The following is a 20,942-nucleotide window of genomic DNA, read 5'->3' as shown; positions in this document are numbered from 1 at the left end:
TTAATTAATCTTTTGGTCACATTAATCACCTACATAATTAAAATGTCTTTGATAGTTCAAATAGTCTTCTTTTATTTTATTATTACTTTTTTTATCATTAAAGCTTACAAATATTTGCTATTGTTTTAAAACATTTTCTTTCTTTACACTTACAGCTATTCTTATTTCTAATAGTCCCATAGATCCTTTCTTTGAATCTTTTATAGCATTAAAGTGCAATCCAATTGAGCTACCAATAAATTCATCATATTCTAACTTTAATTTATCGTTTAGTACTTGTTGAAACTGAGATTCTGTTAGACTATAACTAACAATATTCGGTTCATCGAATCCTTTTGTATCTTCTGACGGTTTTAAATCTTTTATTCCCTGTAAGCGATCCATAATTAATTTAACAGCGGACACATCAAATGCTGTTTTTACCGTCTTAACTTCCCCACCTTCATACATAATATTAGTATGATAAATTTCTTCTTCTTTGTAATTACTAATATCCGCCTTTTCTTTTTCATTTTTAATATTTGTAGCTATTTCCTCCGTTGTTTCTCCAAATAATTTTTTCTCAATCGTATTATAAATCCCCTCTGTTGTTTGATAGATTGTTTTACTATGAGTACCGTCTTCTTTTTCCTCAAAAATCCCATATATGCTTCTCTCTTTCACATAAGCATACCCATCATCACTCGCAGACATAACCGTCTTCATATCACCTTCATCCAATGCCTTTACTAATCTCTCATACTCTATCTTCGTCTCCCCAAAACCACATCCACTTAATAAACTTGATACTATTGACAGAACTATCATCATCTTAGCTTTCTTCTTGAACTTCATACTGACACCCTTATTCAATCAAAATAAGCTTTCCTCTTTCCATTTTGGAAGAGGAAAGCTTATTTCCTTTTAAATTTATTTTTTCCCCTTTATTTCTAACTCTTGTGCTTGTTGTTGCTTTTTATTTTTTTCAATTACTTTTTCAACAAACTCATTCCGCCACATTTTAAACTTAGCTGCGAATTGACCTTCAATTTTATTTCGATACCCTTCAAATTTAACCTCTGCAATATCCGCGTGGTTAAATAATTTATACGTCTCTTCGGTTAAACCCACTGGATGCAACACTCCGCCATAATCATAGAATGTGTTTTCATCAAGTAATAAACCTCTCGTAGTGATTACATACTCCACATCTTCCTCTTCTTTAAGACCCAATCTCACAACACTTCCTAAAGGTAATACTTTATCCATATAGTCTTTCATATTAATTCACTGTCCCTTTTAGTACGCTAATTTTCTCTTCTATTTTTTGTCTTTTTTTCTCTAATTGACGAATACGATCAATAAATGCCTCACGTGTTTTTCCTTGTAATGTACTATCAATACTACTCTCTAACCTTCTAATATCCCCTGTTAAAGATGCAGCTGCTTTTTCCAATTGCACTACAACGTTTATAATTTGTTCTCGTCCACCACTAGCTGGAAATGTACTATGAACTCTTGACATTATTGTATGTAAATCCACCTTCATTCCCCTCTCTTTTAAATTTATAAACTTGGAGTTTTAATAATATGAAACTGCTCCTAATTCTTCGTCTTTTGCAAACATAGAAAATACCGCTTCGGAAACATCGTCGTTTAATTGCTTTAAATCTTTCGATAACTCCTTCACATCTTTAGCAATTTCACCTAATAAAGAACGGTTTATCCCCCTGCTGTTATCATTCATAAAGAGATTTAATAATGAGTGACGATGACTTAATATATGTTCAGATACAATTGCAGCTATATTTGTATCAACCACAAAATCTCCCTTAAATAAATCTAGTAAATCTTGCACATAAGAAACTGCTACTTCTTTTGCAATTTCTAAAATTTCACTTGTAGCTAAATATACTACAACACTTCCAGCTAAAAAGTTTATAGCAGTATTAAATACAGACTCTAGTACTTCTAAAACTTTTTCCTTACATTTCGCTAAAGTTGTTTCAATCCACTCTATAGCGGTATCTACTGCACCCTTAATTTCAATTGTAGCCATTATACTAAATTGGATTGCTTCTCCTGTAATTTGAGATTTTAGCCCTTCATACTTTGTATTTAACCTTGAAAACCCTTCTTGAACTTTATCTCTTAGCTTTTCAAGCTCCTTACTACCTTGTACAATGTCCGAGTAACCTAATATTCCACCTATAATAGTAGAAATTGGCGTTGCACTTAGTATTAAATTAATTGCAGTTCCAGCTACCTTTTCTTCTTCTATAGAAACTTTCCTATGAAATACATCATGTATAGTTCCTGTGTATATAGCCCCAGTAGATTGAGAAAACTCCATAAAACCTGGGATAATATCCCACCCCGTGTCGTTATCACTTGCTAGTTTATCAATCCATATTAGGTGCCCACTTTCATCATAATCCTTCTCTGTAAAAGCATATGAGTGTCCTGCTTGGTTCGAAATTTTATACATTCTTCCCGGAAGTGTGAAGTCTGCTGCCTTTATCCCAATATGTAGTGGATCATTCTGATTAATGATATTCCGAACATTTTTCATATCAAAGCCATTACCAAACTTATCTACATCTCGATTTAAAACTGGTGCTGGATTTAGCGCTAAAACATCAATATCGTCTTCTTGATGCCTTAATGCTACTGTATTTGCAATACCTCCGCCCAAAGAATGTCCTGTTATACTAATGGTTTTACCATCAGCATATTGTTTCACTTTTTCGTAAAATGCCTCTCCTTGATCATATTGTTTTACTTCTAACTCATGTTCCCAATCGTTAAACACTAATTTATTTGCATTGGTTAAATTGTGACCACCTATCTCTGCATCTACTACTATATCACTATTGTTGTCTTTTCCAGGTTCCGTCCCAACATATGAAATAATAACTTCTCCTGTTTTATTATCTTTAAATGCGTAAGCAGCAAATCCGGTGTCTTTATCTTCTGCAGAATCTATTAGTCTTGCATTAAATTTTTTTTCTAAGAGATCTTCGTTTTTCTCTTGGGCATCCTCCCCAATATTATTATACGGTTCTTTGCCATCTCTAAAATTATATATATCTTGCCCAGCGAGCTCTAACTTTCCCATATCAGAGGTTATTCTTAAATCCTCTTTTTTCTCCACACCTTTCTTCAAAAAAAATCAGCTCCCTTAGAATGATTTATTATTTTGAAAAGACTTTTCATAATTCACATAATCTTGCTTAGCTTCCTGATCATTATCCTTTTTACTACTAAAATTCACAGATATTTGCTGAGTATGTGTTAATAATTTTCCCTCACTATTTCTCTTTTCATATACAATTGAAATTATTAATTGTATTATTTGCATTGGATGCTGTTTCGTATCTTTAGAATCGTTAAAATTAAATACAATTGATGCTGTTTCAAAACTATCATATTGCAAATTCAATTTATCGTTAATTATTTCTTGAAATTGTGATTCCGTTAACGTAAAACCAACTGTATTTGGTTCATTAAATTTCTTTTTATTTCCATCTATTTTCAGTTGTAAATTCCCAACACCTTGCAATCTATTAAAAATTAGTTTTACATGTGAAACATCCAAGTTCGAATCAGAACTGTAACCCTTTCTATCTTTATACATGAACCTAGTGCTATATTTTTCTTCTTCTTTATATTTATTATCCTTATGTCTATCTTTTATGTTCTTAATATCACTTGTTATTTTTTGAGTGGTTTCTCCATACAATAAATTTTCTTTCAAATTATATATACCTTCAGTAGTTTGATATAGTGTATTATGAATTCTGTCATCACCATTTTTTTCTGTCGTAAAATCAATAACCCGTTCCTTCACATACGCATACCCATCATCACTCGCAGACATAACCTTTCTCATGTCACCTTCATCCAAAGCTTTGACAAATGGCTTATAATCTATTTGCTTTTCCCCAAAACCACATCCACTTAATAAACTTGCCACTATTGACACGACTATCATCACCTTAGCTTTCTTCTTTAATTTCATACTGTCACCTCGTTAGTTACTCTAGGCATTTTTAGTTTCATTATGTTCCCTTTTTGATAGTAATACACTTCATCTTTACCTAATGGCGCTTCGTTGCTTATATATTTTATATTGAAGATACTTTGATCATTTAATGGCATTGCGATAATTGCTGCTGTTAGTTTACTTCTCATTTTCATAGGTAGAGCTTCACGATTTCGGTCCATGTAGTCGTGGTGACCTGCTAATACAAAGTAAATACCTACTGTACGAGATAAATCAATTAAAGTCGCTGCTTCCTCCATTTCTAAATACACAAATTTGCTAAACTCTTCAACATTTGTCATGATAATGAGTTGTTTTGTGAATGCAGGAATTTCTCTACCTTCTTGTCTTGCTTGTGCTAATTCAAAAGCTCGTTCGCGAATTACTTCTATCCAATACTTCGCATGCATATTTATTTCATTTTCGTCTACAATGTAGTGCGTCACATTGTCTTTATATTGAACGAAACTATACTCTGCTGTATCCACTAATGTCACACTTTCAAAATAATCTTTATTCAATTGAGATAGGATACTAGATACAATTTGTTTTCCCATACTATCATCTACACTATAAATCATTAAATGATCATTCACCGCAATATCATGAGCTACTACTTCTACATTTGCAAAATCAAGCCCCATTGGAATTCTTCCTGCTTGTAGAGCTTTTGTAACGTCTTTATTTTTACGATACGTAGCAATATCAATCACTTCTGGCATCATTGGAATTGCCTTCGGACGTTCTCCATCCCATTCTCGATCCATATCATTTGCTTCTTGTTGTAATAATTGAATTTGTTGTAGTTCATCTTCTGCTTTCGTAGGTAATGCAGCCTGGAATAATGTAGGAGATTCTAATTTTATTAACGCTCTTCCTGCTGTTTCTTCCACTTTTATATCAGATCTCCCTACAATACTAGCTACTTCACTCTGATCAATCATATATAGACAAGTTTGGATTTTAATATTATTGTACAATTGAATTCTAAGTGCGTTTTGTCGTCCTGCACTTATTAAAGTATGAATTCCTAAACTAGCACCATCTCGGACAATTTGCATAATTAGCATTTCAAAGCTCTCATAGAATTTTGCTTCTTTTACTGCATCATAATTATCGATTGCAATAATAATATGTGGTATTTCTTTCCCACTTGCCTTTTCATACATTTCAATACTCGCAACGTCATATTCACTTAATAGTCGTTTACGATTTTTCATTTCTTGAGTTAATCTTTCAACAAACTTTAAACATTTTTCTGATTCGTCAATTGTAATCGTATCCGCTACATGAGGTAATCCTTTTAAAGGTAGAAGACCATTTGTTCCAAGGTCCACTAAATACACATGCAAATGCTCCGGACTATGCTGACGAGCTACATCCATAATGACTGATTGTAAGAATGTTGATTTTCCGTAACCTGGGCTTGAGAAGACTGCTACGTGTCCGTCTTTACTAATATCTAATGTTAATGGTGTTTGTGATTGCAATTCAGGCTGGTCTAATAAACCAACTGTTGCTTTTAATGGTTTCTTTTTTTTCGTCCATGCTTCTTTGAACTGAATAGCGTGTAAGTCTTGTAAATATACGCTTTCTGGAAGTGGTGGTAACCACGGTCTAGCTAACGCTTCAATTTCATTTATTTCTGCGTAATCATGAATGTAGTCAATGACAGCATCTAGTTCAGATGGTACGCTTATTACTTCTTTACTACTACCAAGTCCACTTAAGTCTTCACTTAATATTTCATATTGCCCTAGATCATTTATTGCATAGATCGTTGCGTCTAAATGTTCTTTATCCTCTTTATTTTCTACATAGTCCGCCCCGCTCCAAGCTGATTGGAATAGTTCATAAATTTCATTATTCCCAACTTGTAAGTAAGCACGTCCTGGTAATGTAATTTCAGCTGCATCTGGTGTTTTTAAAATTTCATTACTATCTGACGTATTTTGAACTTTTAATGCTAGTTTGAATTTCGAGTTACTCCAAATTTGATCATCTACAACACCACTCGGTTTTTGTGTAGCTAATATTAAATGGATTCCGAGCGAACGACCGATACGCGCTGTTGAAACTAACTCTTTCATAAACTCTGGTTGTTCTGACTTCAATTCCGCGAATTCATCACTAATTAAAAATAGATGTGGCATTGGTTCACTTACTAAGCCTTCTTTATACAGTTTTTGATACTGATTAATATGGTTGACATCATTTTCTCCAAATAATCGTTGTCTTTTTTGTAATTCGGCTTTAATTGATGCGAGCGCTCTCATACTTTGTGCTCCATCTAAGTTTGTAATTGTTCCTAATAAATGCGGTAAGTTTTTAAATAAATTCGCCATACCGCCACCTTTATAGTCAATTAGTAAAAAGGCAACTTCGTAAGGATGGAAATTGACTGCTAGAGATAAAATATACGATTGTATAATTTCCGACTTACCTGAACCGGTTGTACCTGCTATTAAGCCGTGTGGCCCGTGAGCTTTTTCATGTAAGTTTAAGTTTACGATATCTTCTTTACCACGTAATCCAAGTGGCACAGCTAAAGATTTATGTGCTGCATTTTTCTCCCAGCGCTTTGTGATATTCAGTTCTTTTATTTTTTCAACACCGTACATTTCTAAAAATGTTACGCTTTCTGGAATACTATTTTTTAAGTTTTGCAAATGATTTAACGGTGCTAGCGCTCGTGAAACATCTTCTAAATTGAAACCTTTCGGTACGTGATTTAGTTTAAATTGACGGTTAACAAGCTCTCCTTGTTCTAATATGATGTTTCCTTGCTTTGCATCTCTTATATCTATTACCGTTTTCACGTGTTCCGGTAAACTTTGCATAACATCTTGTACGAAAACAAGTGATACACCTAATTGACTCGGATCATCATTAAAGAATTCCATAACAACATGGTCTAGTATTAGTTTTTCATCTGTAATGAGAACGACATAGTGCGGTGCAAAATACATTTTTTCATTAGTTGAACTCTTTTCGTCTAGTTTTAATTTTCGTTCTTTCAATATTTGATACAAACTATTTAACACTTGATCACGGCTACGATCATGGTATACAAATCCACGTACATTTATATCGCGAACACTTCCATGAGGTAACCAGCGCATCCAATCCCATTTTTCTTTTTCTTCTTCAGGAAAAATAGTAATAAACTGCAAGTCATAATAACTATGGAATAAAGCCGTTTGTGCAACTAATAATTGTAATTGCTCTAACACTAAAGAGCGTTGTCCAATATAACCCACTGGTCCATTCATTAAATCTGTTACAACTGGTACATCTTCCAATGAAAGATAACGTTGTCTTAGTTCACGTGCTATATCAATTAATTCATCTTTCGTTTGACTAAATTCTTCTTCATTAAACTGAATTTCAAAACTCGTATTAGCTTGCCCTGTACCAACGCTAAATGTTAAGAAATCATGATGTTGCATTGTTTTTTCATAAATACGTGGATTTACTTGAACAGCCATATTACGTATAACCTCAACATTTGGATTATGATAATGTAATGCATGACGCTGTTTTTCACTTTCTGCATGTAAATCTTTCGTTTTTTGTTTTATATACTCTCTATAGCTTTTATCACGTTCAACGATGTCGATTTTATATTGCTTTAAATTTTTTATATAAGATGTGACAGAAACAATGATCGTTACTAATGTCATTGCAATGGATGCGATAATAAACATTCCATATTTCATAAAGATAGCAAGTAATACTGTTACGACAATCATGACAAGGGCAGGTGCAATAATTCTCGCCAAATGCTCAGTCGGTTTTGACGGCATGCTTGAAGGTTTTGCAATTGTCATTTTCTCTTCTGGTTCACGGTAAATAATACGTGGTGAACGATGATAGTCTGGATAACCACTTTGATAATTCGTTTCTGATTCTACTAAAATAGGTAACGTAGATTTCACTTTATCTTCTGAAGACAATACTTGAATATCTTCACTGCCTATCTCCACTAAAACGCCATCAAAATATAATTGGTCTCCTGCTTCTAACATAGCGCTATCTTTTAGCCTTGTATAATTATGAAATACTTCCCCGTCGTATACGTTCACTTTAAATGAATCGTGCAGCGTTTCACGAGATAGCATTATATCTACACTACTACCGGTAATAGAAATATCATCATAACTGTTTTGACTGAATGTAAGAGAATGCTTTGTTCCGATATCAAACACTTTAGTTGTGCCAACAATAGATATAAAGATTTTCAAGCTCACATCTTTCGTTTTTCCAATCTCAAATTCCTTATTGAATTCTATTAATTGATTTTGTATCATCCAAGCGTTTACTTCATTATTCCACTTTAACTCTACTTCTTGTTCTAAACTTGGATTCGTAATATCATTTGTCCACTCTTTTCCAATCGACACTATTGATTGCTCAGTTGGATGTAATGTGCACTTATATATTTTGTCTCCATAAGTCAATACTAATAGTTGCTCCATGCGTGTTCACTGCTCCTTTTCAACTGTCTCATCAAGTGCTTTCTTACTCTTTTTTCTCTGTGTCCGACAAATTTTTATCGCTGGATGTATTGCCATATTTCTTTTCATATTCATCTAATTGTTGTTCATATGTTTTTTTCTTTTGATCACGCTCTTCTCCTGACAAGTCCGGATTATTTTTCAACGCATCCATTTGTTGAAGAAGGCCGTACATAATAAGCTGCGGATCATCCAGGGTTTTAGCTAAATCTAATGATCTATCAAAATCACCTTTTCCGTTATACATCCAATAAAGTAAATACTTTTCATCACTTTTCAAACTAATGTTTTTCATAACCGCCTTCTTTTGATTTTCAGGCATTTTTTCAGCTGTAATGTATGCAAATGCTAACTCATATTTAGATGCAATTGGTAATGATTCAAATTCTTCTTCATTTAATTGCGTAATTACTTTGTCATAATCAGTTGCTATGAAATTCGCATTTGCTTCTAATAATTTATTTTGATAAGGAATTTTTATAAAAGTGAAATATATTAAAGGAGCAGCTAAAACAACTGTCGCCGCTATGAAGGAAAAAGCTAAATATTTAAATGATTTGTAGCTCTTTTTATGTACTAACTGCATATTTTTTTCTGTTTTTGTTTGTTCCTTCTCAAAGCTGTCATCAAGAAATTGCAGTAATGCATCTATACTTTCCATTTGAGAAACTGTCTGTTCAAATGTTGTTTCTTTTGCATCTTTTAGTAACCCAGCATACAAATCATCAAAATTGTGCTTTTGGGAGAATAAAGCGATAATTAGACACTTATATTGTGTTAAAAATTGCTCTTCTAACAACGGGGTTGGTGGAACAATATCTCGAATTCCTCTATGTATAATACTTGGCATTAAATTAGCATTAAAAACTATATTGTCTGGATGTAAAAAGAACGTGATTCTTTTATTTAAATATTTACGAAACTGCGCAACATTTCGAAGTAGTCTTAATTTCTCATTTCTTCCAAAACGGCTAAGATTGTCCCACTTATATAATTTTTTATCTACTTGATATAGAAACGTAAACATATCATCCGTTTCTTCTATTGTTAATGGTACAAATTCAGATGATACGCCCGTAATTATATCGAATTGACGGAAGTCTTTTATACGTGTTTGAGATTTGGTCATCTCCAATTTCCAATTTTCTTTTTCTATTTGAAATTGATAGTTCATTGCATCAATTTGAATTATTTTTTCCGTCATGTTTATCCTCTTCTCCTTTTCTTTATAACCCGTAATAACTTATTTTCAAATAAATATAAGTAAAAAAATTTTTTTATAAAACTTGTAAAATATCTCCATTTGTTATTTGGTGATCGATTAAACGATCATTATCTGTTAAAACAATTGACTTATTCTTTACTTTAATTACAAAATGTGAACCTTCATGATTATCCACATTTAGCGTATCTAATAAATTTTTCAATAAATATTTAATAGATTGATGATTCGGAATACGTAAATCATATGTATTTCCATTCCATTTACTAAAATCTACCGTTACATTAATATGCGTTTGTATCGCCATTACTTTACCTCCAACTTTTGCGAAGAACCGTATAAATACCGATGCAAATAAGTACAATGCCACCACCAAATAATAATATGATTGTTGTACCAATTGGCTTTTCGTTCATTGTTTCATTACTCGCTACTTCATCTGCACTTTTTCTCACAACGTATTCACTGCTAAACAAACTATTTTTCATATCTTTCACACTATTATTTTCTTTTTGTTTTATAAAAAGAGAATCTCGTAAAGCTTCCATATCTTTTTGTTCTTTCTTTTTCTTTTTCTGAATTTCTTCTTCTATGTCTTTGCTAAATAACTCAATTGATGCTTTATCTAATTCTGTTTCCTTATGTTCTTCTTTATTTTTTTCTTGGTCGCTTTCTTCAATTCGATCCACTTTAAACTTAATCTTCCCATCATCACCAAGATAACTGTCCGCCGCGCTCCTTATCGGTAGCGCGACAAACAGTAAAAGGATAGAGAGAAATGATAACTTAGCCACTATGCTCCATTGTTTGATCATTTACTTCTTTTTCCTCCCATTTCTTATGCCATACAAATAGATTACTAACTAACCCTATAATGGCAATTACAAACAATACGATAAAAATAACTTTCCCCGTATCTTTACCGCTAATAAAATCATTTAGAAAACTTTCTATATACTGAAGTGGTGAAAATTGACGTACCTTTCCAACTGATGACATTTGATCTACTTTACTTCCAACTGCTTCAGTTAAAAATAGGTACATACTTAAAAATACTAATAGGATAAACATCCCTACCATTTTTATTTGTCGCAATAAATATGTTGAAACCAATACAAACGCCATCATAATGATTGTGATAAACGCAATCCATAGTAAACTTTGATCCTGACCAAACTGTAAAAGACGTCCAGAAATGATACCTATACTAATTCCTTCCACAATTGATATACCGAATGCTACTACTGTAGTTGGTACATTCATATCAATTAATGAGAATTTCTCTTCAAAATGATCTAATTGCGTTCGTTTCTTTTCTTGATTCGCAATTGCGTATGCTGTAAATAACGCAACAATAAAACAAGTTAATACGATTAAATATGGTGTAAAAGCATTACCAGCTACAATGACTCCATCATTTTGTTTTTGAACTGGGCTAGATAAAAATTGATATAACATTTCATTTTGGCGATCACCAATTCGGCTATTAGCCAAAATTTTAGTAAAGTTTTTGGAGAATGTTTTATCATCTTCCATTTTCTTTGTAAAGTCATTTAATAATGAATCAGCTTTTGAAACAATTGTCGTTCCGCTGTCTTGAATTTCTTTTGCTTGTCCATTAATTTGATCAAATGTTTTATAAACATCGTCTGAAGTTGCTAAACTATGCTTCGAACTCTCGACCAATGATTGACTTTGTGACATTAATGATTTAATACCTGAATCTAACGATAAAACAGCTGTTTGCTCACCAGTATTATTTGTTGTTAGCACTTGCTGTTCTTCAACTAGCTTTAAGCTACTCTCACGCCATTTCGCTAAACCTTTTAAATATTCCCCTAAATTTTCATTCATACTAGTTGCTTGTTGCGTCGTTACATTTAATTTCTCTGCTAGTAACATTGAATTTTGATCCGCACTCGTAATGAATTGTTGATAAGAGTCTATTTTTTGCTTTAAACCTGTCATATCTTGCTTAACTTCTGCCGTAATACCTGATGAAACAAGGTTTGAAATTAAATCAATTAAGCTTTGTTTATTTAATACATAGTACAAAGATTGTTCAGTTGCAATTGCCTCTAAGCTTCCCTCTTCTAGCTTAGAACCTACATCTTGCGTTCTTAAATCAATCCCATAATACATTTCGTATAAACTAATTAAACTTTGATAACTTTCAACTGTATCTACTGCTTCTTTTATTAATACACTAGATATATTTTTTGTTAATTCTTCTGATTTTTGATGTACAACTTGATTCGTTGTACTTTCAATAACTTTACCGTTATCTGTTCCCGGTTCGCCTCCTGGATTTCCTCCGGTTCCGTTATCTGTCCCCGTTCCGCCTCCTGGGTTTCCTCCGGTTCCGTTATCTGTCCCCGTTCCGCCTCCTGGGTTTCCTCCGGTTCCGTTATCTGTTCCCGTTCCGCCTCCTGGGTTTCCTCCGGTTCCGTTATCTTTCCCTTTTCCGCCTCCTGGGTTTCCTCCATTATTCCCTGTTGTGTTTTCCATTTTTTTGATAATAGGCTTTTTAGCATTGTGTACTAACGGCATTATGCCATACTGTGATTTATGAACCACATTTTCCACCTTGCTATTTTCCGTTTGTGTTCCTTTATCTTCTTTGTTAGGTTTTTCTTTTTCAGGACTAGTTTCTTTTTTATGAGTCCCACTCAATTCCCACTGCCACATTACAGGAGAGAAAACATCTATATTGATGTTTGGATCTTTTAACTTCACATGCAAGCTAATCTTTATATCCCCTTCATTACGAGGAGCTATTGTAATTTCTCCTGCTTCGCTTTGAAGAAAATCACTTGTACGATCCTCACCATCAATATGTAAGAATCCTGTACTTCCATCTAGTTCAAATTCTTCTGGAATCTTTATCTTCAAAATTTGCGGAGATTCCATTTTAATTACTTTAGCAGTATCACTAAATGTAGTTCCATCCTTATAAAGACTATCCTTCACTTCTTTAATGGCGTTTCCTAAAGATATTTTATTTACAGAATCATAATAAAAATTATTTTCTTTATTATATTTTTTTGTAAATTGAATTACATTTTGCATTTGTAATTTCGTTGTATCTGGCAAATCACTTTGAACGATTTCTTCCATGTTTAAACTAGGTAATTTTACAATTAAATTTTCGATTTGTTTCTTTATTCGAGCGTCTGGTTGTTTCATTAATGTATTTATAAAGATCTCTTGCTTTCCATCGTTCGACATAGATTGCTTTAATTTTTTAATTACCGTCTCTTGAATATCGCTCTCTAACTTCCCTGCCAGTTCTGTATCATATTCTGACACTTGTTTTTTTACATCTGTTAAATGTTTTTGAATTGCTGAAGCATCAGCTAAAATATTTGGTTCTTTCTCTGAAAGCGTAAATTGATTTGTAATCACTTTATTAGCAGATTCTAATGCACCTAACTGCTTTAAAACATCGCCTGTATTCATTTCACTCATGTATTGATTAAATTGACTCGTAAAATTATTCGCTAACAGATTATTATCAGATTGCATTTTTTGGAAGTTATTAAACCCTTCTAAGTAAGTATTGTTAGATTTATTCCCTTCATCTAACACTTGACCGAAACCTTTTAATACATCCTGAAATCCTTTAAAACTATTAACAGAAACCCCAGTATAATCTTGCACTGTTTTAAATTGATTTGTGTAATTTGCTAAAGGACTATGTACATCTTTTTTGTACATAGTTGTTTGAACGTTTCCTTTTTCAATTATTTTCCCTATATTATCTTGTGCACCTTGCAACTTACCGATAATACTTGCAAAATAAACGTCGATGATTTGCTTATTGAAATCTTCTAAAATTGTAGACGCCGTATTCTCAGCCTCAGCTTTCAAATCGTTATTCCCAGTTGCATTTACTTTGTAGTTTAACGTTAATTTCTCTGGTAGTTCTGAATCAATCGCAACTGCTTTCCTAGAAAAATCGTTTGGTATAACAATCATCATGTTGTAATTATTATTTTTCAAACCATTTTCTGCTACTCCGCGACTAACTACGTACCATTCTTGTTTCGTATTTTTATTTACATTTTTAACAAATTGATCTCCAAACGCTATTTTATTGCCCTCAAATACAGTGCCCTGATCTTCATTTACCAACGCAACTGTCATTTTTGGTGTAGTATTCTCATTAGCTTTCTTAACATTTTGATTTAATGCTAAATAGGAGACCCCTGTTGATAGTACAAGAGCTAAAATAATAAACAACAAGATGCTCCATCTGAACTTTTTCACTACTTATCACTCCTGCGACCGCGAGTCTATTAATTGAAAGACTTCGTATCTTACTCTAGTTTTAAAGTAATTTAGCCATACAACGTATGGTTGCATGGCTAAATTATATATTTCTTTTTATCTGTCTTATTGTAGACCGAAATTACGAGAAAGATCTTCGTCATGTCTAGCAACAGCCTCTGCAGTTTTATTAAGCTGCATATTAATTTCTTGTAATAGCTGTGCGAAGTTTTGTACTTTTGGTTTTAATTGATTGAACTGTTGGTCAAAACCTTCAAAAGCACGACCTTCCCATTCTCCTCTTAATTCATTTTGTAAGTTTTGTAGCTGACGTAAAATGTCCTCAATTTGATTTGCACCTTGTCCATATCGAGTCGCTTTTGATTTAAGCTCCTCTGGTGACATACGAATTTGTCCTGCCATTATTAAATCCCCCTTAAAATTTAAAAATAGTAAAATTAACCAATAATCAATTCTACAAATTGATTATATCAATAATTTAAAAATTTCTAAACAAAAAAATGATATTTTTCCAAAATTTATCTTTTACTATAATAACGATATATTGTATAATATAAATTTTGTTATTTTTTAAGAAACTACTATTACTTTAAAATAGAAATCAATTAAACAAATTCTACAAATGTTATTCTTAACAATAGAAAAACAGATTTCCTAAAATGAATGCGTATATTTTCCATTAAAAAGTTTGATTAAAATTCTATTAGAATTCTTTAATTAAAAGAAATACAGCCTCGCAATTTTTCTCACTTCAAAGTCATAATTACCTGTCTTTCAACAAACCCAAGTTCTTCGTACATCTCTCTCGCAAAATTCCCAGCAAATACATTTAATCGAATTTCTGAATATTTCTCCTTCAATTCCTTAATACCGGCCTCCATCAGTTCTCGTGATATCCCTCTCCCACGATACTCTGGAAAAACGTATAGCTCATATATAAATCCAAGTTTTTCACGAGAAAAATAGTCAGTATTTTCCCCTACTAATATCCACCCTAATATTTTATTTTCTTCTTTAGTGACTAAATAACATGCTCCCTTTTCTACTATTGGTTTTGTAATTTCAATTGCCTTCTCTGTACTTAATTGGCAATTCCCTCTCGTCCCTTCAAAAAGCGATTGGGCTGCATATTTTAATATTTCATTTGTATCTTCTTGATCCGCCTTTATTATCATTTATCACAACTCCCATCCTTAATAGGCATTACTATCGATTGTTCAAGATTCTCCGCTTCCATAATAATTGCCAGTAATCCATGTTCTGTACTCGTCTCATGAAACTCTCCTTTCTCCCAAAATACAGCTTGTCCAGCTCTAATCTTTACTTTTTCTTTATCTGCCCCACACACATATCCTTCTCCGTCCATAATAAGAAGCAGTTGTGATACAACTGCTTCATGATATCCAATTATTCCATTCTCTTGTAAATGCATAGCACCGATATGTACATTCCCTTGGTGGTTTACTATTTTCGACATTATGAAATTAGATTGAAATACTGTTATGCGCTTTCCCGCTTTTTCACTAAAATCAAAAATCTTCACTTCTAGTCCTCCTTATATGTATAAAACCATCCTTACTGTCTGCATCAAATGTCCTTCAAAGTCTTCTTCAAATTGCTCTAATTCAGCAAAACCTTTCGCTTCATAAAAACGTTTACCTTTTTCATTTGCTGCTTCTACATGTATGTACAGTTTCCGGATCCCTTTTAACGCCTTAATCCCTCTTTGTAATAAAGCACTTCCTATTCCTTTCCCTTGCTGATCTGGTAACAAATAAATCGCACCTAATTCTGCTTCGTTTTGCAATCTAACTGGTGAAAAATTAGCAAATCCTATTACTTCTCCCTCTTCCTCCGCAACGAATAAATGTGTATTTTTAAGACGATATTTCATTTTTTCATCAGAATATGCCTCGTCTAAAAAACTGTCTTGAATCTTTCTCGGAATAATGCCTTCATATGTATCATGCCAAACTACTTTCGCTACTGTTTGTACAGCATGAATATCTTCTTGCTTCATCTCTCTAATTACATATGTCATCTCGATGTCTCCATTCTCATTAAATTATATTCTGCTACTATACTAGAAGAAACGGCAGAACCATTTTCATAATTTACCTTAATTAATTTTAACTTTTCAATCGAAGCTGCTTTAACATCAAAATCCCCATATATATACTCCATTGCGCTTAAAAACTGAGTCGAGTTCAAATGATTCGCTATCGTACAATGCGGAACCCATTTGCCCGGTACATAATATGAATTTGGATTATCATGAAAAGCTTGGAAATGATCATGATAAGAATGATGAAGTGTTAACAATTCATCGGTAAGAGTCGGCGCTAGAAAAATCGTTCCGTTTGTAGGAAAAGTTCCAACAGAAGAAAAATTCACTGCAGCCATTTTCTCTTGAATAGCTACAAACTCCTCTAATTTCTTAGTATATAAATTAACATCTAACTCCTTATAGTCCGCAAGTGTGATATGCGGTTCTACTCCAGCTAATTGATTTGACTCTATTATATTCGTTAGTTCATTTTGCAATTCTATAATCTTATTAGTAAACACACTATCAAATGTTGCAATAATAGCGTACATGCGTCCTCACCCCTTCGTTACATATATTGCTTCCCATTCTTCACGAATCATTCCCATTCGAATAGAATCATAGTATGTTCCGTTATAATATCGGCATTTGCGCATTCTACCTTCTAAAGTCATTCCTATTTTCTCAGCTACTTTCATCATTCGTTCATTACCAGACCACGTCGTGAGCCCTACTCTACCAATCTCCATCTTTTCAAATAATAAATCTCGATATAATGTTAATGCTTCTGTACCGTAGCCACCATTCCAGTATGTTGGATCATAAATAACAATTCCCATCTCCAACCAACGCGTCGGTTTATGTTCCCAATAAAATCCGACTGTACCTATAATTTGACCGTTATTTTCTATAATTAAATTTGATAGAGGTTCTTCTTGTAAACGAGTTAACATCTTTTCTTTATAAGGTGCGTATTCTTGCATTGAGAAAGGGAAATATGGCGCGTCCCACTTCTTCCATTCTGGATTTTCTTCTTTAAATACGAGGCTCCATAATGTTTTTATATTTGATTCTTCAATTGTACGAATTGTAACTTTGTTCCCCTTTTTTATAACGTTTTGCATAATTTCCTCCTACACTCCTCTTTATTTCATATATAATTATAATATTTTTTCAGAAAAATCAAAACAAAACTCTATAATATATTGTTTCATTTTGTTATTTGGCACTTAATATTTATGAAGAAAGTAGTCTTCTAACCTTTAATCTCACCATATTTCAGGAGGAATTTATTTTGGGAAAAGTTCAAGAGATGTATCAACGATTCCAAGAAGATATGAAACGGAATCATACCGCTAAACGAAATGACTTTCAGCATTGTAAAGAATTCCTTCTGTTCACTCATATGTTATTAACTACGGAAGTATCCGAAATAACTGAAAAGTTTCTTGCGCACATTTATAAAACGGAATACCAGAAGATAAAGCCTACATAATAGCTAAAGATGATATATGTGACCGTAACGCAGTTAATAAAAAACAGGAGGTTACATCCCTCCTATTTCAGCTCAATATTTTACTTTCCTTCTTATTTATCTCAAGTAGAATCCCTTTCTCTATCCAGCCTTCTACTCCATTTTTTTTAATTAAATCATACCCTGCGCAGCTACCATCAATGAGAGAAACAATATCCCCTTTTCTAACACCTATTTGCGCACAAGAAATATCGGTTTTCACTGTGTATTCACCTGACTCACGTTGCCTAATATATTCATTTTTCACATTGAGTAATTTATTCGTTTCCTTTTGCTTGCATATTGTGTAATCTCGCCTCTTCTCCACCGGCTCTATGTAATAATACGGATATGTAACCCCTCCCTGCATTGTTGCATCAGCATTAAATTCTGCTGTTGCTTCATAAATTGGAAAATAGTCTACATATGTATAAGAAAACGTATCACCTGTTAGTTTCCTCTGAATGATAAATGCATTTAATTGCCCTGCTTCTTTAATCGCATTCCCGCCGTCAATTGCAATAATTTTTTTCTCCTTATCAATAACTGGATTGTTAGATGGGGCTTCTTCAGAATAGTTCACAACAGGCCAATGCCCAACAACTACATACTTATTAGCTCTATGCGATTTATTAAAAAACTCTGGCATTGCTATCGCATTTTTGCGCGCTGTTTCTTTCCAATCTACTCTATTTTCCAGTCCAGCATGTACAAAAATATAATCTTCTGTTTCAATCGCTGTTGGCAGCTCATTTAGCCAATTTATTTCTTTTGAAAAGTGACTTAACAGTACTTCCTTCACTTCCTGAATTGAAGTATCTTCCTGAATAGAAAAATGTAATTGTTCTAACCATTCATTAAAAATCGAATGCTTTCTCGTACATAAATAATTAATGAGACCTGGATTTTCATTTAGAAGAGCATCAACTAAAACTTCACAATTCCCTTCAACAACGTGAACATTTAAATTACTCTCTACAAGATCCATTACATAGTCTACTACGCCGATGCTATCGCTTCCTTTCTCACAAAGGTCTCCATTAATAATTAAATAATCTTCATTCTTAAAGTTAACTTTATGTAGTAATTCTTTTAAAAGGTTCAATTCTCCATGAATATCAGACATTATGATAACTCTAGCATTATTAGGGATAGATAGTTTCTTTATTTTCTCCAAGTATAAACGCTCCAATCATTTTCTTTCTTTATACAAAATAAATTATAAACCTTTCTAAATGAAATAGGTTCTATATTATGTCATATAGAACCTATCTTTCTTTATAATTTTTTATGAAAAGAATAACTTACCTTATCATACCCTTCCCTTTCATAAAAACGATGAGCATCAATTCTAGGAAACGCTGATGTTAAGTCGATAGACTCACATCCATTTTCCTTTCCCCAGTTCTCTATATAAGAAAGTAATACATTCCCATATCCTTTTGAACGATGTGCTTCTGCTGTTACAAGGTCATATACGAAAACGTGCTTCTTATTATAAAAGTTCGTACAAATTGCTACACCGGCAAGGCCAACAACTTCATCATCTTCATTACGTAACGAAAATAGTTTATAATTTTCTTCTTTCATTTTTCGAAATAAAAAGCCTGCTTCCTCTTCGGAAAGCTGTGTTCGTAATTGCTGTAAAATAGGTAATACTTCATGTAATTGTGCTTCTGTTACTACTTCTTTAACATTCATTTGAACTCTCCCCTAACAATTTGTATAATTTTCTAAATGTTATATCATTATTATAGGGAGTATCTGCCCTTCACTTAAGTGACAGTTTAATTATTTTTTATAAGTCCAGTTTTAAAGGAGAGTTCTTACTATGGATTTTACTATCCCATTGCAATTAGAAAGCAATACACCTATTTACTTACAAATTTACGAATTTATAAAATATGAAATTATACAGGGAACTATTTCTGTTGGTACACGTCTTCCCTCACATAGAAACTTAGCGTCACAACTTAATATTAGCCGCATTACTGTTGAATCAGCTTATCAACAATTATTAGCTGAAGGTTATGTAGAAAGTAAACCGAAGCGTGGTATTTTTGTTGCAAATGTCGATATTGACGTTATCCCGAATAAAAAATTAAATATGGCAAAGGAAAAGAGCAATTTAATAGAAGATCCGTTTGAATATGATTGTAGCCAAGGTCTTATTGATCAAACTGCTTTTCCGATTACAAACTGGAAAAGAGCGTTACAAGAAGCAATACTAAAGTACGAAAATGCGTTATTTGCTAAAGAAGACCCACAAGGTGAGTTCGTTCTTCGAGAACATATTTCAACATATTTATATCATGCGCGCGGTGTATATTCTTCACCTGATCAAATTGTGATTGGTGCCGGAACACAGCCACTTCTTTGGCTACTAATTCAACTGCTTGGTCCTACAAAAGAGTACGGCATTGAAAATCCTGGATTTCACCGTATACATGCAATTGTTAAAAGCTGCAATCAACAAATTCATCCCATTCCATTAGACGAAAAAGGGATTCGTATTTCTAACTTATACAATACAAATTCCAATGTCGCATACGTTACGCCATCACATCAATTTCCGCTTGGAATGATTATGCCTTTATCTAGAAGATTGGAATTGTTAAAATGGGCCAATGATCGCGATGGATATATTATTGAAGATGACTATGATGGGGAGTTCCGTTACACAGGTAAACCAATTCCGTCTTTACAAAGTCTTGACTCAAATGAACGTGTTATTTATATGGGGACTTTCTCAAAATCTTTTTTACCTTCTTTACGAATGGGATATGTTGTTTTACCACCGCATCTTTTAAAAACGTATGAAGCGTTGCAAGGTATTTTTAAACAAACAGTCTCTACTACACAACAACTTGCTTTCGCTAATTTTATACAAAGTGGAAATTGGGAACGTCATATTAACCGCAGTCGTACGTTATATAAAAGAAAACATCATACATTAGTAAAATTCATTGTGAAAGAAATGGGTACTAATGTTCAAATTCTTGGTGAACAATCAGGTCTTCATATTGTTCTACGTATCCATAACAATATGAATGAACAAGAACTTATTGAATCAGCTAAGAAACAAAGTATTAAGTTATATCCACTTTCTCCCTATGATTTTGTAAATGATTTACGCAAAGAACCTTACGTATTACTCGGTTTCGGTAGTATTCCCGAAAATAAAATTGAAACGGTAGTAAACTTATTGAATGAAGCTTGGTTTCCTAGTTAAAAGAGAATTTGCTAACGCTGAGTTTAACTCGCAATACAATAACAATTCAACAAAACAAAAAAGAAGATTGTCCAAAATAGCTTTTTGGACAATCTTC

18 protein-coding genes and 3 pseudogenes are annotated in these 20,942 nt (G+C 33.0%); 2 read left to right on the top strand and 19 right to left on the bottom strand.

Annotation, left to right across the window (positions count from 1 at the left end; translation table 11 throughout):
* Positions 1-21: 21 nt before the first annotated feature.
* From JDS92_RS01455 to JDS92_RS01380, 17 genes and pseudogenes are all read right to left on the bottom strand, one after another.
* Positions 22-834, bottom strand: a pseudogene (locus JDS92_RS01455) (DUF3952 domain-containing protein).
* Between the two features lie 75 nt (positions 835-909).
* Positions 910-1,260 carry a DUF4176 domain-containing protein gene (locus JDS92_RS01450; protein WP_087950122.1) on the bottom strand — a complete coding sequence of 117 codons (351 nt, stop codon included), beginning with the start codon at positions 1,258-1,260 and terminating at the stop codon, positions 910-912.
* A 1-nt stretch (position 1,261) separates the two neighbouring features.
* Positions 1,262-1,522, bottom strand: coding sequence for a hypothetical protein (locus JDS92_RS01445; protein ID WP_000363098.1), 261 nt, complete (start codon positions 1,520-1,522; stop codon positions 1,262-1,264).
* 39 nt (positions 1,523-1,561) lie between these two features.
* Positions 1,562-3,145, bottom strand: coding sequence for a lipase family protein (locus tag JDS92_RS01440; RefSeq protein ID WP_000715954.1), 1,584 nt, complete (start codon positions 3,143-3,145; stop codon positions 1,562-1,564).
* Positions 3,146-3,160: 15 nt separating this feature from the next.
* Positions 3,161-4,000, bottom strand: a complete 840-nt coding sequence (locus JDS92_RS01435) for a DUF3952 domain-containing protein (RefSeq protein WP_199631398.1) — start codon at positions 3,998-4,000, stop codon at positions 3,161-3,163.
* A pseudogene (gene essC, locus JDS92_RS01430) lies at positions 3,997-8,226 on the bottom strand (type VII secretion protein EssC); the annotation flags it as partial. The pseudogene essC and the gene JDS92_RS01435, both read right to left, overlap by 4 nt.
* A pseudogene (locus JDS92_RS31685) lies at positions 8,224-8,502 on the bottom strand (FtsK/SpoIIIE N-terminal domain-containing protein); the annotation flags it as partial. The pseudogenes JDS92_RS31685 and essC, both read right to left, overlap by 3 nt.
* 43 nt (positions 8,503-8,545) lie before the next feature.
* The gene (gene essB / locus JDS92_RS01425) at positions 8,546-9,745 is read right to left on the bottom strand and encodes a type VII secretion protein EssB (RefSeq protein ID WP_199631396.1); all 1,200 of its coding nucleotides are present in this window, start codon (positions 9,743-9,745) and stop codon (positions 8,546-8,548) included.
* Positions 9,746-9,818: 73 nt separating this feature from the next.
* Positions 9,819-10,070 carry an EsaB/YukD family protein gene (locus JDS92_RS01420; RefSeq protein ID WP_001007574.1) on the bottom strand — a complete coding sequence of 84 codons (252 nt, stop codon included), beginning with the start codon at positions 10,068-10,070 and terminating at the stop codon, positions 9,819-9,821.
* A gap of 4 nt (positions 10,071-10,074) precedes the next feature.
* On the bottom strand, positions 10,075-10,578 hold the full coding sequence (gene essA, locus JDS92_RS01415) for a type VII secretion protein EssA (protein WP_000595649.1): 504 nt from the start codon (positions 10,576-10,578) through the stop codon (positions 10,075-10,077).
* A complete protein-coding gene (gene esaA, locus JDS92_RS01410) occupies positions 10,550-14,032 on the bottom strand; it encodes a type VII secretion protein EsaA (protein ID WP_307838326.1) in 3,483 nt (1,160 codons plus the stop codon). Before esaA ends, essA begins: the two co-directional genes overlap by 29 nt.
* Before the next feature lie 126 nt (positions 14,033-14,158).
* Positions 14,159-14,455 (bottom strand): WXG100 family type VII secretion target, encoded by a 297-nt coding sequence (locus JDS92_RS01405; RefSeq protein ID WP_000918601.1) that lies wholly within the window; start codon positions 14,453-14,455, stop codon positions 14,159-14,161.
* 344 nt (positions 14,456-14,799) lie between these two features.
* Complete coding sequence (locus tag JDS92_RS01400; RefSeq protein WP_199631395.1) at positions 14,800-15,228, bottom strand: GNAT family N-acetyltransferase; 429 nt, start codon at positions 15,226-15,228, stop codon at positions 14,800-14,802.
* Positions 15,225-15,596, bottom strand: a complete 372-nt coding sequence (locus JDS92_RS01395) for a cupin domain-containing protein (RefSeq protein ID WP_199631394.1) — start codon at positions 15,594-15,596, stop codon at positions 15,225-15,227. The genes JDS92_RS01400 and JDS92_RS01395 overlap by 4 nt, the downstream gene beginning before the upstream one ends.
* 12 nt (positions 15,597-15,608) lie before the next feature.
* Positions 15,609-16,094, bottom strand: coding sequence for a GNAT family N-acetyltransferase (locus tag JDS92_RS01390; protein ID WP_199631393.1), 486 nt, complete (start codon positions 16,092-16,094; stop codon positions 15,609-15,611).
* Positions 16,091-16,651 carry a 2'-5' RNA ligase family protein gene (locus tag JDS92_RS01385; RefSeq protein WP_199631392.1) on the bottom strand — a complete coding sequence of 187 codons (561 nt, stop codon included), beginning with the start codon at positions 16,649-16,651 and terminating at the stop codon, positions 16,091-16,093. The genes JDS92_RS01390 and JDS92_RS01385 overlap by 4 nt, the downstream gene beginning before the upstream one ends.
* A gap of 6 nt (positions 16,652-16,657) precedes the next feature.
* A complete protein-coding gene (locus tag JDS92_RS01380) occupies positions 16,658-17,224 on the bottom strand; it encodes a GNAT family N-acetyltransferase (protein WP_087970099.1) in 567 nt (188 codons plus the stop codon).
* 170 nt (positions 17,225-17,394) lie between these two features.
* Here JDS92_RS01380 and JDS92_RS01375 point away from each other — a divergent pair, with 170 nt between their 5' ends.
* On the top strand, positions 17,395-17,595 hold the full coding sequence (locus JDS92_RS01375) for a hypothetical protein (protein ID WP_199631391.1): 201 nt from the start codon (positions 17,395-17,397) through the stop codon (positions 17,593-17,595).
* 67 nt (positions 17,596-17,662) lie between these two features.
* Here JDS92_RS01375 and JDS92_RS01370 read toward each other — a convergent pair whose 3' ends face one another.
* Positions 17,663-18,790: a metallophosphoesterase gene (locus JDS92_RS01370; RefSeq protein WP_199631390.1), complete on the bottom strand. Its 1,128-nt coding sequence runs from the start codon at positions 18,788-18,790 to the stop codon at positions 17,663-17,665.
* A 101-nt stretch (positions 18,791-18,891) separates the two neighbouring features.
* Positions 18,892-19,314: a GNAT family N-acetyltransferase gene (locus JDS92_RS01365; protein WP_001101103.1), complete on the bottom strand. Its 423-nt coding sequence runs from the start codon at positions 19,312-19,314 to the stop codon at positions 18,892-18,894.
* A 130-nt stretch (positions 19,315-19,444) separates the two neighbouring features.
* On the opposite strand from JDS92_RS01365, the gene pdxR reads away from it, so the two are divergent.
* Entirely contained in the window at positions 19,445-20,845 is a 1,401-nt protein-coding gene (gene pdxR, locus JDS92_RS01360; RefSeq protein ID WP_087970098.1) for a MocR-like pyridoxine biosynthesis transcription factor PdxR, read from the top strand.
* The last annotated feature ends 97 nt before the right edge of the window (positions 20,846-20,942 follow it).

Origin of the sequence: Bacillus cereus group sp. N12, assembly GCF_016483575.1 — a bacterium.
GTDB lineage: Bacteria > Bacillota > Bacilli > Bacillales > Bacillaceae_G > Bacillus_A > Bacillus_A toyonensis.
This window is presented reverse-complemented; position numbering and strand designations above follow the sequence as displayed.

Excerpts from the sequence above, each read along its gene's own strand:
- JDS92_RS01450 (WP_087950122.1), bottom strand. The coding sequence starts at position 1,260 with ATGAAAGACTATATGGATAAAGTATTACCTTTAGGAAGTGTTGTGAGA.
- JDS92_RS01435 (WP_199631398.1), bottom strand. The coding sequence starts at position 4,000 with ATGAAATTAAAGAAGAAAGCTAAGGTGATGATAGTCGTGTCAATAGTG.
- essB (WP_199631396.1), bottom strand. The coding sequence starts at position 9,745 with ATGACGGAAAAAATAATTCAAATTGATGCAATGAACTATCAATTTCAA.
- JDS92_RS01420 (WP_001007574.1), bottom strand. The coding sequence starts at position 10,070 with ATGGCGATACAAACGCATATTAATGTAACGGTAGATTTTAGTAAATGG.
- essA (WP_000595649.1), bottom strand. The coding sequence starts at position 10,578 with ATGATCAAACAATGGAGCATAGTGGCTAAGTTATCATTTCTCTCTATC.
- JDS92_RS01405 (WP_000918601.1), bottom strand. The coding sequence starts at position 14,455 with ATGGCAGGACAAATTCGTATGTCACCAGAGGAGCTTAAATCAAAAGCG.
- JDS92_RS01400 (WP_199631395.1), bottom strand. The coding sequence starts at position 15,228 with ATGATAATAAAGGCGGATCAAGAAGATACAAATGAAATATTAAAATAT.
- JDS92_RS01390 (WP_199631393.1), bottom strand. The coding sequence starts at position 16,094 with ATGACATATGTAATTAGAGAGATGAAGCAAGAAGATATTCATGCTGTA.
- JDS92_RS01385 (WP_199631392.1), bottom strand. The coding sequence starts at position 16,651 with ATGTACGCTATTATTGCAACATTTGATAGTGTGTTTACTAATAAGATT.
- JDS92_RS01380 (WP_087970099.1), bottom strand. The coding sequence starts at position 17,224 with ATGCAAAACGTTATAAAAAAGGGGAACAAAGTTACAATTCGTACAATT.
- JDS92_RS01365 (WP_001101103.1), bottom strand. The coding sequence starts at position 19,314 with ATGAATGTTAAAGAAGTAGTAACAGAAGCACAATTACATGAAGTATTA.
- pdxR (WP_087970098.1), top strand. The coding sequence starts at position 19,445 with ATGGATTTTACTATCCCATTGCAATTAGAAAGCAATACACCTATTTAC.